Below are 13,669 nucleotides of genomic sequence, written 5' to 3'. Positions count from 1 at the left end.
TCCGTTGAAATCCCTTAATTTTACTATGTTTAAGAAAAATTTAGACGTCATTATTTAGAAGGATTCTAAATAGAATTAATTTATAGATTCATTTTATGATGGGTAAAAATGTCGCCAAAGGTTCTTTTGAGGAAATATTGATCGATGACGGTTTTTATGTTCTTAAGATTCAGAACAATACTGCTGAAGTCAATAAGGTTATACGTGAAATTAACCGAACGTATATACAGTTTCATTTTTGCCTTAAGGGAGGGGGTAAATTTGTGTTCAACGATGGTAATTATGCTTTGGAAGTCTCTGAAGAGAACTCGTTGTTGCTTTATAACACACAATTGGATTTACCGTTGAATCTGATGTTGTCCCCAAATTCATGGATGGTTTCGGTTGTGATGAGCATACGTAAATTTCATTCGTTATTTTCCGATGAGGCCAGCTATATTCCCTTTTTGAGCAGTGAAAACCAAGAAAAGAAATATTACGCACAAGAACCGGTATCGCCCGCCATCGCTGTAGTGCTGAGCCAGATTATTAACTACAACCTAAATGCTACCATTAAAAAATTGTACGTTAAAGGAAAAGTGTATGAGCTTATTGCCCTTTACTTTAACAAAAATACCGATACCGATGTGGAGCAATGCCCTTTCTTGGTAGATGAGGACAACGTGAAAAGAATACGAAAGGCGAAAGAAATAATTATAGCGAATATGGCCGAGCCACCTTCGTTGGCAGAACTATCAAAAGAGATAGGCCTCAGTTTAAAAAGGCTGAAAGAGGGCTTTAAGCAGATTTATGGGGATTCGGTGTACAGTTTTCTCTTTGATTATAAAATGGAATATGCCAGAAGACTGTTGGAATCTGGGCAGTACAACGTTAATGAAATCGGCTTAAAAATTGGGTATAGTACCTCGAGTCATTTTATAGCCGCGTTCAAAAAAAAGTACGGAACTACGCCCAAAAAATACGTGATGGCTTTGGCGAGCGGCTAAAAATTTAGACCAAGTAGTCTGTTGGGTATTTTTATAGGTGTCTTAAATTGATATAAAACTTCATTTCAGCGATAAAAAAATACGGTTCTACGAGGGTGTTTATAGATTTATCACGTATTGGGTATTTATAAAATAGACCGGTGGGTCGGTAAACTCTTTTTTCTCTTAATTGGGGCGAGCTACTATGATTCCCGTATTCTTTTTGATGTTTTTAAGATATTCTGCAAGGGGTTTTGTGGAAACCTCCACTTCCATAGATCCTGTTGATGCATGTAGCAAATGTATTCTACCATCGGCTTCCAGGGTGGCAATGCCGGTATGGGTTACGTCCAAACCATTAATGGAGGTCGCCAAGGCAATAATATCACCCGATCGTATCAAGTGCTCGTTCTCGGTAATCTTATCTTGTGCCAAAACACATATAGGCCGGTTGTTCAAAAAACGTTCGGAGGCTTTTATCTTTTCATAATTTACATCATCCTTTAAAAAAGGATATAGGTCTCTGTGGGTACTCATAAAATTAATGTCCTTAGAAATCTCTTCTCCTCCAATTTCACTGGTAATGTCCTTTACAAGGCCTTTGGCCTCATTGTTGGCGATCCATTCGGTAAAATAGTGTAGACGAGAGGCATAGCCATTTAGTTTTCCGTCTTTATACCGAACGGTTTCTAAATTTTCAGTAAAGTCTTTAAAACTGTCCTGTTTGTTTCTGGCCATTAGGCTAAAAGCCAATACATTTTCTACAAACGTGGTGCAGTCCAGCCCTTGTAGGTTTACCACCAAGGTTTCTCTATCGCCTATTTCCAGTGTTTTGGCAACATAGGGTGTTTTTATAAATGTTTTTCCAATGGCTACCATTGTTGCTCCAAAATCTGGTTGTAGCAAAGTTGGTATTTGCTTTAACTTGGCATCAACGGCCTCTCTGTTCATTGGAGAACAGGTTAGGTTCTGGGCCTGTAAAAAAGTTAAAGTGATGGTTAGAAGGCCAAATAGAAGATATTTTTTCATGAATGTTAGTTTTTAGGCTGGGGTGTTTCGCCCATATTGTTGAGCAATATTCTATTATGTACAATACTATCAGGGTAGTTTTGCTGTAAGAAAGTGATTAGTTTTTCTCTGACCAATACACGCAAATCCCATGCCGTAGAAGAATCTTTGGCGCTCATAAGGGCTCTTATTTCCACACAGTTCGGTTTGCTGTCCGTTACTTGTAGCACATTTACCTGTTTGTCCCATAGGTCCGTGTTCTTTAAAATGCGCGTTAGTTCGTTTCGAATGGCATCAAAAGGTATGTTGTAGTCGGTATATAAGAATACCGTTCCCAAGATATCCGCCGAGGTTTTCGTCCAGTTTTGAAAAGGTTTTTCAATAAAGTAAGTGGTGGGTACGATCAATCTACGTTTGTCCCAAATTTTAACAACTACATAGGTCAAGGTTATTTCCTCGATGCGACCCCATTCTCCTTCCACGATGACCACATCATCTATTTTAATAGGTTGGGCAATGGCAATTTGAATGCCTGCCAATACGGTGCCTATTAATTTTTGGGCCGAAAAACCTATGATGATACCTGCTACTCCTGCAGAAGCAAATATACTTACCCCTATTTCGCGAATTTCGTCAAAACTCATAAGGGCAAGGCCCATGGCCAAAATGACTACGATAAATATAACAATACGCTCTAGAATGTTGAATTGGGTGTATATTTTACGGGCCTTAAGGTTGTTGGTCGTATGTACGTCATAATTGCGAATGATCAGCTGTTTAATAATTTTGAGGATTCCTATAATAAGCCAGGTCATGGCAAATATGAAGAGCAAGGTACTTGTCTTTTTAAACCAATATGCTTCATTCTCTAACCCCAAGAGTTGTCGTAACGAGGCCATTCTGATGATAATGGACAAAAAAATCAGGAAAAGGGGAAGGGCTATTTTTTTCATTACCCCTTTGGGCAACAAATATTTCGGATTTCGACCAAGCTTGCTCAATGTAAAGAGTACTGCCCAATATACAATCAGAAATACGCCCAAAGATAGGCTCAGGTATATAATGGATTCATTGGGGATGTCTTGAAAGATGGTCTCCATAGATTTTTAGTTTGGTACAACATACTAAAAAATTATGTGTTGCATAAAACAAATGGTAAAGATATCGATAGGCTTTATGGTAGAATAGAAAACTATTGCCCAAAATTAAAATATCATCGATTATCAAGTGTTATTTTTGCATTCGAACCCAACAAGAAAATCATGAAAGGAGTTTTATTGGTCAATTTAGGATCCCCAGATAGTCCTACAGCAAAAGATGTAAAACCTTATTTGGACGAGTTTTTAATGGATGAACGGGTGATAGATACTCCTAAATGGTTGCGAAACATTATTGTAAGGGGTATTATTCTTCAGACTAGACCCAAAAAATCTGCCGAGGCATACGCCAAAATATGGTGGAAAGAGGGTTCTCCTTTGATAGTACTTTCTGAAAGATTTACAGAAAAGTTGCGCAAACAAACGCAAATGCCGGTGGCTTTGGGTATGCGTTACGGTAGTATGACCATTAAAAATGCCTTACAGGAGTTAAAGGACAAAGGGGTGGATGAAGTACTTTTGGTACCCTTGTATCCTCATTATGCCATGTCTTCCTATGAAACGGTGGTGGTAAAGACCATGGAAGAAAAAGAGGCCCATTTTCCAGAGATGAACATAACAACGTTGCCCGCTTTTTATGACAATGAAGATTTTATCAGGGTACTTTCAGAATCTATAGCGGCAGAGTTGAACGATTTTGATTACGACCATGTGTTGTTTTCCTATCACGGTATTCCCGAAAGACATATCCGAAAATCGGACCCTACCAAATTTCATTGTAAGATAGACGGTTCTTGTTGTTCCACGAATTCTGTGGCCCATCATACCTGTTATAGGCATCAATGTTATAAGATGACAGAGCTGGTAAGGTCTTACCTGAAACTTCCAAACGATAAGGTAAGTGTCTCATTTCAGTCAAGGCTGCCCAACGACCCATGGTTGAAGCCTTATACCGACTTTGAGTTTGAACGTTTTCCAAAAGAAGGCAAGAAAAAACTAGCGGTAATAACCCCTGCCTTTGTGTCTGATTGTCTAGAAACCTTGGAGGAAATAGCAATGGAGGGTAAACACCAGTTTCAAGAGGCCGGTGGAGAGGATTATAAGCATATACCTTGCTTAAACGATAGCGATAGTTGGGTAAATGTGATGGCATCTTGGGTAAACAATTGGGAAAAAAGTGGGGTGCTGCCCAAGTAATTCTTTTTTTTATACAGTTTTTTGATTTTTAGGCGGCTATGCTCATTAATACATGGTGTGCCGGTGAAACTGTTAATAAAATATAGGAAAGACAACAAAAAAATAACAAAATTCTACAAACGGTCTTGGGAACATATTGTTAGTTTTGTCGCCGCTATTAGTAGGTCAAATAAAAGATTATCCAAAATAGGGCAAGGTGATAACCAAGGCCTTTTCGATATAATGCTATAATGTCAAAAGTCTCAGCGGAACAACTTGGAACACAACCTATCGGTAGACTTTTGATCAGTCAGGCCGTACCGGCAAGTATTGGTATTTTGGTAATGTCCTTAAATGTATTGGTCGATTCTATTTTCGTGGGCAATTGGATAGGTTCTATTGCCATAGCCGCTATTAATGTGGTATTGCCCGTTTCGTTTTTTATAAGTGCTTTGGGGATGTCCATCGGTGTAGGCGGTGCCAGTATTATTTCTAGGGCCTTGGGAAGTAACGATAGGGAGAAGGCATATATTACTTTTGGAAACCAGATTACCCTTACCTTGATCATTACCATTAGCATGGTCATCGCCGGATTCACATATGTTGAGTCCATTATTCCGGCTTTTGGGGGAAAGGGAGCCATTTATGAACCGGCAAAAATATATTATACCATTGTTTTGTTCGGAGTGCCTTTCTTGGCGCTTTGTATGATGGGAAACACTGTTATTAGGGCAGAAGGGAAGCCTAAATTTGCTATGATCGCCATGATCATACCTTCTATAGGAAACCTTTTAATGGATTATGTTTTTATTTATAAGCTCGATTTGGGCATGGAAGGAGCGGCATGGGCAACCACCATTAGCAATATACTGTGTTTTGCCTATGTTTTGTACTTCTTTGCCTCCCCAAAATCGGAAATAAAATTTAAGGCCAGGCATTTATTGTTAAATGCTCCAGTGGTAAAGGAGATCGGCTCTTTGGGTTTTGTTACCCTGGCAAGACAGGCGGTGGTAAGTATTATATACCTTTTAATGAACAATATTCTTTTTGGTCTGGGAGGTGAGGCAATGGTGGCGGTGTATGCCATTGTAGGCCGAATGTTGATGTTCTCATTGTTTCCCGTTTTTGGAATTACCCAAGCATTTTTACCTATTGCCGGATTTAATTATGGGGCAAGAAAATTTGATAGGGTCAAGGAATCCATAACAACGGCCATAAAATATGCGGCTCTTTTGGCAACAGTGGTATTTATTGGGCTTATGGTTTTTCCTGAGGCAATAACTTCATTGTTTTTAAGTGACAAGCCGGGTATGTCGGCCCATGATTTACAAACCAATGCCTTTGTTTTGGAAAATGCTCCCAATGCTATGCGATGGGTATTTGCGGCTACGCCGATCATCGCGTTGCAATTGATAGGGGCCGCATATTTTCAGGCAATCGGTAAGGCAGTTCCTGCTTTACTTTTAACCTTGTCAAGGCAAGGATTTTTCTTTATACCCTTAATTTTGATATTACCAAGGTTTTGGGGTGAATTCGGGGTGTGGTCGGCTTTTCCTATTGCCGATGTGTTGGCAACAATCGTAACCGGTTATTTTTTAAGAATGGAAATCAAAAGCACGTTGGAGTAATGTGCTTTTGCCACAAGGCCTTCTTTTGTAGTTTTTTTCGACATGTGAAAAATCTTCGCTGATTTCTGTATCAAGTTGATCTAAGTGGTTATTTTTAAGTTTTAAATTATATAGATGAAGTCTTTAAAAATCACTTTGGCCATAGTTTGTACAATGGTATTTATAGGATGTAGTATGAAAGAAGAGCAGCAATTAAATGAACTGTATGTGGGTACATATACCCAAGGTGATAGTGAGGGTATTTATCGTTTTCAATTCAATTCCCGTACAGGGGAACTCTCCCTGAAAGAATTGGCCGCACCATTAAACAATCCTTCTTATATAAAGTTCTCACCGGATAAAAAAAAGCTATATGCGGTTATGGAAACAGATAAGTTTGAAGATGGCACGGGTGGTGTTATGGCTTTTGATCTTGTGGATGGCACGTTAAAGGAGAAGGGCCCCAAGGCCAATGTTGGTGCGCATCCTTGTCATATAGCCATATCGGATGATGGTAAACAGTTGGCGGTCTCGAGTTATAGCGGTGGAAGTGTTTCTTTGTTTGCTTTGAACGATTCTGGAGCCCTATTGCCCGACCCACAATTTATAGACCTTAAAATTCTGGATACGTTGAAAACCTCACATGCACATTCAACGGAATTTACGCCCGACGGACTATTTATTGCCGATCTTGGTTTAGATGCCGTAAAACGTTATTCCTACAATGGCAAGGAGTTCATCCCTCATGAGCAGACCTCTTTGGATTTGCCCGACGGTGCTGGGCCTAGGCATTTTACCTTTGGCCAAAACAGACGGTTTTTATATGTCATTAACGAGTTAAACTCTACCATTACCGTTTTTGAGAAAACGGGAAAAGAATATAAAATGTTGGAAACCAAAACAACACTTGCCGATGATTTTAAGGGAGAAAGTTTTTGTGCCGATATTCACTTATCACCGGACGGTAAGTTCCTATATGGTTCCAATAGAGGGGAACAGTCCATTGTTATTTTTAAGGTAGATGATGAAACAGGTAAACTGACCTTGGTAGGCAGGGAAGATGTACGGGGAGATTGGCCACGTAATTTTACCATAGACCCTAGTGGTCAATTTCTTTTGGTCGCCAATCAAAAGAGCGATAATATCACGGTTTTTAAAAGGGATGCTATTACAGGTGTCTTAACCTATTTACATGAGACAAGCTTGCCCAGCCCTGTTTGTTTGGAGTTTATGGAGTAAGAAACAAAGAGGAGCGGTTTCTATTCTTAATAAATACATTCAAAGGCCAAGGTGCTACCACCATGTCGTAAAACATAGGCTGGCACCTTGGCGAAGTATCTTCCCGCTCGGTATTTGGCAAGTATTTTGTTACCTTTTCAGCTGACGGATTATTTCTTGCAATGCGGCATCGAGCTGAGGTTTTTTCCCATCTAAACGGTCCTTGAAATTTTCGGGTACTACAATGTCGGGGCTAACACCTGTTTTTTCAAGGTTCTTGCCGTCTAACGTAAAACATCCCCATGCCGGTAACCTATAGAACGAACCATCCACGAGTCCCTTGCCCGAGGTAAAAATAATCCAACGATAGGTTTCCGTGCCCATTATCGTACCCAATTTTAAGGCTTTGAATCCTGCAGCGGTCATTTCCGCATCGCTGAGCGATTGTTCGTTTATCAATAGGATAATTGGCTTCACGGCCGGGGCAAAATTAGGTTGAGGAGCTAGGTCGCCATCTCTGTATTTCCATTTTAAATATGGTTTTTGTGAAAGAAACTGTAAGACCTCGTTATGCACGTTTCCACCTGTATTGTAACGTAGGTCTAGTATTAGCGCATCTCTTTGATTGGTTTCGGAGACCATTTCCCTTTTAAAGTTTTCAAGTTCGCCTCGCCCCATATTTTTCATGTGCACATAGGCAATCTTTTTGTCGCTTTTGGTATCTACATATTCTTGGTTGTCGTCTACCCATTCATCGTACAGAAGGTTTCTTTGGGCATTGGTACTTATCGGGTGAATGTTTACCGATATTGTTTTGCCATTGCGCTTAAAATCTAACTGCATTTCATTGTCCAACGAAGGTTCGTTAAAATAAGATTCCCTGTTTTTTGATGGATCTACTTTTTTACCGTTTACGGCAACAAGCACATCGCCTTTTTTGATGTCTTTTCCAGCTACGTCTGCCGGGCCATCGGCAATAATGTGTTCAACGGTATAAGGGTGGTCGTTAGAGAATAGAATACCTGTCGCCAATGTCTTTGTCTTGTAAAATACTTTTTCTTCGTCTCCACTAGAACTAAAACCAAAATGCGACGTATTTAGCTCGCCCAACATATCGTTGAACAGGCGACGTAATTGGTTTCTACTGGTGATATAGGGCAGGTATTGTTCGTATTTTTTGCGGAGTGCTGTCCAGTCTTCCCCATGAAAATCTCCGTCGTAAAAGTTTTCCTCGAATCCGGCCCAAGCTTCATAAAACATTTGATGAAATTCTTCGGATAGGTTTCTACGGAAAGTGAAATCTATATCAATCTTTTCCGCCTTGTTGTTTTCTACATCAAAGGTGTGAATGTTTCCTTTGCTCAATAGGTAATAACTGTCTTTTGCATTCGCCAATTGATACCCATACAACTCATCGTCCAATACCTTTTCTATCTTGTTTTTTTCGAAAGGTTTTATGACGGTTTTCCAAAGTTTTGTTTTTCCTTCGTCATGGTTGCTCAAATAAAGCACGTGCATCGTCTCGTCTTTTTGAATGACAAAAGGACTTGTTTGTCTGCCAAAAGAAGGACTTATGGCCGTAATTCTTTCCATAATGCCATCCTCGTTGATTTTGATGGTTATGGGTTTTTTATCTTCTTTTTTCTTGTTCTTAGTATCCTTGTCTTTATCCTCTTTTTCTTCCTCTTTAAACAATTCTTCGTACTTGCCATAAGTAAAGGCATCTTCGTATTTACCCAAAGGCATCTGGTATATCTGGGATTCCGAAAGTCCGTATGGGTAAGAGGGTTCCGTTAGATTGGAAACCATGTACAGGTATTTTCCGTCGGGGGACCAAACGGGCGATCCTTCGGTAACACCGGTATTGGTCAGGTTCGTTATTTTTTTGTCCGACAGGCGAACGACAAAAACATCCGATTCAAAATTTCTTATGGCATTATATACGACATGGCTTCCATTGGGAGAAAAGTAAGGTTGCGGGGCATAAAGGGCCCAAAATTCATCCTTTACCAAGACCTCGCTTTTAAAATTGGAAAGGTCCAACAGGCGCAACTCGTCACGTCCGCTTATGTACAGTGCTTTTTTTAGGTCTGGGTCTAGCAGAATATTTACATTGTTTCTAAGGTCGTTGGTATGTTGTTTTTCTGGGCTACTTCCGTCCCCGGCGATGGTAAATAGATTGGTGTACCCATTATGGGTTCTATTGTACAACAATGTTTTATTGTCTTTTAGCCACACTACTTCAAGAACACGTTCTTTAGGGTTTGTAATGATGTGTTTAACAAATTTTCCTTTCACATCCGAAACAAACAATTCTCCCCTGGCTATAAATGCCAGTTTCTTATTGTCCGGAGACACCGAAAAATTGGTAATATTGCCTTGTACCTTAAAGTCTTGGGTCTTGGTCAAAGTACTGTTCTTTGTTATTTTGATAGGAACCTTCTTAGCGGTTTTGTTGCTTACATCGTAGCTGTAAATTTGATAGTCTTTTCCAAAAACGACCATTTTGCCGTTGGCACTCACTTGTGGACGGCCTATGGACGAGTCGAATGTGGTCAATTGATCTTTTGAGCCGTTTTCCAGTCGATATAGGTTGTACTCGCCATTAGCTCTGTCAGAAACAAAATAAAGGCTACCGTTTTGGTCTATCGTGGCCCAAAGGTCTTTTCCGTTATAAGTAGTGTATTCCTTGTATTCATTGGTAGCTGGGTTATATGATTTTACATTGGGGTTATAGGCGCCCTTGTATCTTTTTCTATGGGTAAAATTTTTACCCTCCCAACTCTCGTTAAAAAATATTTCTTCTGTCTTCGGATGAACTGCGATATTGGCGACGGTATTAAAGTAATTTTGGAAAAGGCGTTTTGGCGTACCCCCCTCAATAGATACTTCATAACCCGAATAGCGGTTGTTTCTAGAAGAGGTAAAGTAGATGTTTTTAGAATCCCAAGACCAGCTGTCCATGTCATCATCGGCATCGTTAAAGGTAAGTTGTTGGATGGTACCACCTTCGAGGGGCATTACGTAAATATCCTTATTGCCGAATTGTGTGGCACTAAAGGCCAACCATTTTCCGTCGGGAGATATTCTGGGCAATGATTCTTCTCCGTCCATAGCCGTAAGCCTTACGGCCGTTCCACCGGTAGCAGGAACACTCCACAGGTCAGAATCGTAACTAAAAACGATAGTTTTTGCATCTGGTGATACGGTGGGGTCCATCAAAAAATAGGACTCTTGGGCATTGATGCAATTGAAAAGAAATACGAAGAAAGGAATAAGAAGTTTCTTGAAGCTCATAGTGTATTGAATTGATGAATTTTGAGATATAAAAAAATGAACAACTATAAAAGCTGTCAATTTAATAATAATAGGGCGAAAAATCTTATAATGAAGGTATCTTTAAAAGCTTTTCACTAAATTTAAAGTGACTAATTTAACTAACAAACCAATGAAACCAAACTTCGCGTTCGTGGGCCTTTTGGCGCTCACCCTATTGTTATTTTCAAATTCTACAGAAGCCCAAAGAAGAAACAAATCCAATAAAGCTACGGTTCAGTATCCGGAAGAACTATATTCTAGTTTGGACTATAGGTTGATTGGGCCTTTTAGAGGCGGACGTTCCGCTGCGGTAACGGGTGTTCCCGGAGAACCAAACCTGTTTTATTTTGGTGCTACAGGTGGCGGTGTATGGAAAACAATGGATGGGGGTAGAACTTGGGAGAATATTTCGGACGGCTATTTCGGGGGGAGTATCGGTGCCGTTGAGGTAGCCAAAAGTGACCCCAATGTTATTTATGTTGGCGGAGGGGAGAAAACCCTAAGGGGAAATGTCTCTTCCGGTTATGGAATATGGAAATCTGAAAATGCTGGCAAAACGTGGGTTTCGGCAGGGTTAAAAAATAGTAGGCATGTACCCAGGATCCGTGTGCACCCTACGGATTATAACATAGTTTATGCCGCAGTTTTGGGTGATATCTATAAGCCTACAAAAGAAAGAGGTATCTATAAAAGTATTGATGGAGGTAAAAATTGGAAACAAATACTTTTTGTAAACGAACAGGCCGGGGCCGTAGATCTTACTTTTGACCCTAACAACCCGAGAATTTTATATGCATCTACTTGGATGGCACAACGAACCCCTTATAGCTTAATAAGTGGTGGAGAAGGATCGGCCTTATGGAAAAGCACCGATAGTGGGGAAACATGGACCGAGATTTCGAAAAATGAAGGTTTTCCAACAGATACATTGGGAATTATCGGGGTAACGGTATCACCAAAAAATTCAGATCGCGTATGGGCCATTGTTGAGAATAAGGAAAAAGGAGGATTGTACCGATCAGATGATGGGGGAAACAAATGGACCTTGGTGAACAGCGAACGTAAATTGCGTCAAAGGGCGTGGTACTATACGAGAGTATATGCCGATACCGAAGATGAAGATGTGGTCTATGTACTTAATGTAAGCTATCATAAATCTACCGACGGCGGTAAGTCGTTCAAATCTTTTAATGCGCCGCATGGAGACCATCATGATCTATGGATATCTCCCGAAGATGGAAAACGTATGATTATCGGTGATGACGGTGGAGCGCAGATTTCTTATGACGGGGGAGAAACTTGGAGTACCTATTATAACCAGCCAACTGCACAATTTTATAGGGTAACTACGGATAACCATTTTCCGTACCGTATTTATGCGGCACAACAAGATAATTCTACCGTGCGTATAAACCACAGAAGCGATGGTTCTGCAATCACGGAAGATGATTGGGAACCAACAGCCGGTGGAGAATCTGCATGGATCGCCGTGGATCCCACAAATGATGATATCGTATACGGAGGTAGCTATGGTGGGTTCTTAACGCGTGTGAACCACGAAACGGGAACGGTAAGAGGTATCAATGTTTGGCCCGATAACCCCATGGGTGCTGGGGCAGAGGCTATGAAATATCGCTTTCAGTGGAATTTCCCGATACTCTTCAGTAGACACGATCCCAAGAAACTATATACTTTTTCCCAACACGTTCATGTTTCGGAAAATGAAGGTCAGAGCTGGAAAGTGCTAAGTGGAGACTTAACCCGTAACGATCCTACCAAACTAGGTTCTAGTGGAGGGCCTATTACACAAGACAACACCAGTGTAGAGTATTATTGTACCATTTTTACGGCCAATGAAAGTCCGTTAAAAGAAGGTTTGTTGTGGGTTGGTAGCGATGACGGACTAATTCATGTCTCAAAAGATGGGGGCGGAACATGGGAGAATGTGACTCCTGCAAATATGCCAGAATGGAATATGATCAACAGCATAGAACCGTCCGCTTTTGACGAAGGAACTTGTTATGTTGCGGCTACACGCTATAAATTGGGCGATTTTAAACCCTATTTGTACAAAACTACCGATTATGGGCAGACATGGACTAAAATAACCAACGGTATCAATAATGAACACTTTACAAGGGTAGTACGTGAAGACCCAAAAAGAAAGGGATTGCTCTATGCAGGTACTGAGACGGGTATGTATATTTCTTTTGATGATGGTGCCAACTGGAACTCTTTTCAATTGAACTTGCCCATAGTCCCTATAACAGATTTGACCATTAAGGACGATAACTTGATCGTGGCCACGCAAGGGCGTAGTCTATGGATCATAGATGATTTAACGGTATTGCATCAATTGGACGATAGCAAAAAATCATCCAATGCCATTTTATACAAGCCAAAAGATTCGTATCGTACAAAAGGGAGAACAGCAAGAACACCTTCTAAAACTTCCGGTGAAAACCATCCAAACGGGGTAATTACCCATTTTTATCTTAAGGATCTTTCAGAAAAAGATAGTGTGTACCTAACATATACCTCTATGGCGGGCGATACCCTTGCAACATACAGCAATGTTGCCAAGGAAAAAGATAAAAAATTGAAGGTTGAAAAAGGAGGAAACACCTTTGTATGGGATACTAGGGGAAAAGGCGCCAAAAAGTTGAAAGGAATGATTTTATGGGGAGCCAACTTGAACGGAGCCAAAGCTGTTCCAGGAAATTATAAGGTGCTCCTGAACGTAAACGGTACATCGGTATCGGAGATTTTCAAGATTCTTCCCGATCCAAGGGCGGAAGTTTCTGTTGCCGATATGCAAAAACAGTTCGATTTTATCACCGATGTCAACAATACCATTGATAAGGCGCACACCTCTATCGAAAAAATAAGAAATGTAAACGGACAGTTAGATGCATTTATCAAACAGTATAAGAACAACGATAGTGTTAAGGACTTGATCGCCAAGGCCAAAACAATGAAAGAAAATTTAGGGGAGGTAGAGAAAGCCTTGTATCAAACCAAGAACAGGAGTAATCAAGATCCATTGAACTTTCCTATTAAGTTGACCAACAAGCTGGGACACTTGAATAGACTGGTGAGTATGGACGATTTTCCACCAACAGATCAAGATATTGCGGTAAAGAACGAACTAACGGCCAAGATCAACAGTGAATTGGAAAAGTTTGATGCCGTTATGTCAAAAGAGCTTCAAGAATTTAATAAATCTTTCAACGAACTAAACTTGAACTATCTGTTCGTAGAATAATTAAAACCTAATAGG

8 protein-coding genes are annotated in these 13,669 nt (G+C 40.3%); 5 read left to right on the top strand and 3 right to left on the bottom strand.

Annotation, left to right across the window (positions count from 1 at the left end; all coding sequences use genetic code 11):
- The first annotated feature begins 95 nt into the window (after positions 1–95).
- Positions 96–986, top strand: a complete 891-nt coding sequence (locus AB657_RS12290) for a helix-turn-helix domain-containing protein (RefSeq protein WP_047246749.1) — start codon at positions 96–98, stop codon at positions 984–986.
- 165 nt (positions 987–1,151) lie between these two features.
- Here AB657_RS12290 and AB657_RS12285 read toward each other — a convergent pair whose 3' ends face one another.
- Both AB657_RS12285 and AB657_RS12280 read right to left on the bottom strand, forming a co-directional pair.
- Positions 1,152–1,994, bottom strand: coding sequence for an N-acetylmuramoyl-L-alanine amidase-like domain-containing protein (locus tag AB657_RS12285; RefSeq protein WP_047246748.1), 843 nt, complete (start codon positions 1,992–1,994; stop codon positions 1,152–1,154).
- A 5-nt stretch (positions 1,995–1,999) separates the two neighbouring features.
- Positions 2,000–3,073 carry a mechanosensitive ion channel family protein gene (locus tag AB657_RS12280; protein ID WP_052958701.1) on the bottom strand — a complete coding sequence of 358 codons (1,074 nt, stop codon included), beginning with the start codon at positions 3,071–3,073 and terminating at the stop codon, positions 2,000–2,002.
- A 162-nt stretch (positions 3,074–3,235) separates the two neighbouring features.
- Between AB657_RS12280 and hemH the strand changes: the two genes are divergently transcribed.
- From hemH to AB657_RS12265, 3 genes are all read left to right on the top strand, one after another.
- Positions 3,236–4,267: a ferrochelatase gene (hemH, locus tag AB657_RS12275; protein WP_047247979.1), complete on the top strand. Its 1,032-nt coding sequence runs from the start codon at positions 3,236–3,238 to the stop codon at positions 4,265–4,267.
- Between the two features lie 230 nt (positions 4,268–4,497).
- Positions 4,498–5,874, top strand: coding sequence for an MATE family efflux transporter (locus AB657_RS12270; RefSeq protein WP_047246747.1), 1,377 nt, complete (start codon positions 4,498–4,500; stop codon positions 5,872–5,874).
- Between the two features lie 114 nt (positions 5,875–5,988).
- Positions 5,989–7,092, top strand: a complete 1,104-nt coding sequence (locus tag AB657_RS12265; RefSeq protein ID WP_047246746.1) for a lactonase family protein — start codon at positions 5,989–5,991, stop codon at positions 7,090–7,092.
- Between the two features lie 129 nt (positions 7,093–7,221).
- Here the strand turns inward: AB657_RS12265 and AB657_RS12260 are convergent, their stop codons facing one another.
- Complete coding sequence (locus AB657_RS12260; protein WP_047246745.1) at positions 7,222–10,368, bottom strand: S41 family peptidase; 3,147 nt, start codon at positions 10,366–10,368, stop codon at positions 7,222–7,224.
- Positions 10,369–10,519: 151 nt separating this feature from the next.
- Between AB657_RS12260 and AB657_RS12255 the strand changes: the two genes are divergently transcribed.
- A complete protein-coding gene (locus AB657_RS12255) occupies positions 10,520–13,654 on the top strand; it encodes a WD40/YVTN/BNR-like repeat-containing protein (protein WP_047246744.1) in 3,135 nt (1,044 codons plus the stop codon).
- Positions 13,655–13,669: the final 15 nt, after the last annotated feature.

The organism is Maribacter thermophilus (genome assembly GCF_001020565.1).
In the GTDB taxonomy this organism is placed as follows: domain Bacteria; phylum Bacteroidota; class Bacteroidia; order Flavobacteriales; family Flavobacteriaceae; genus Maribacter; species Maribacter thermophilus.
Note: the sequence above shows the minus strand (reverse complement) of the source record. Positions and strands in the feature narration are given on the sequence as shown.

Bases quoted from the DNA above. Each gene is read 5' to 3' on its own strand.
- AB657_RS12290 (WP_047246749.1), top strand. From the start codon at position 96: ATGATGGGTAAAAATGTCGCCAAAGGTTCTTTTGAGGAAATATTGATC.
- AB657_RS12285 (WP_047246748.1), bottom strand. From the start codon at position 1,994: ATGAAAAAATATCTTCTATTTGGCCTTCTAACCATCACTTTAACTTTT.
- AB657_RS12280 (WP_052958701.1), bottom strand. From the start codon at position 3,073: ATGGAGACCATCTTTCAAGACATCCCCAATGAATCCATTATATACCTG.
- hemH (WP_047247979.1), top strand. From the start codon at position 3,236: ATGAAAGGAGTTTTATTGGTCAATTTAGGATCCCCAGATAGTCCTACA.
- AB657_RS12270 (WP_047246747.1), top strand. From the start codon at position 4,498: ATGTCAAAAGTCTCAGCGGAACAACTTGGAACACAACCTATCGGTAGA.
- AB657_RS12265 (WP_047246746.1), top strand. From the start codon at position 5,989: ATGAAGTCTTTAAAAATCACTTTGGCCATAGTTTGTACAATGGTATTT.
- AB657_RS12260 (WP_047246745.1), bottom strand. From the start codon at position 10,368: ATGAGCTTCAAGAAACTTCTTATTCCTTTCTTCGTATTTCTTTTCAAT.
- AB657_RS12255 (WP_047246744.1), top strand. From the start codon at position 10,520: ATGAAACCAAACTTCGCGTTCGTGGGCCTTTTGGCGCTCACCCTATTG.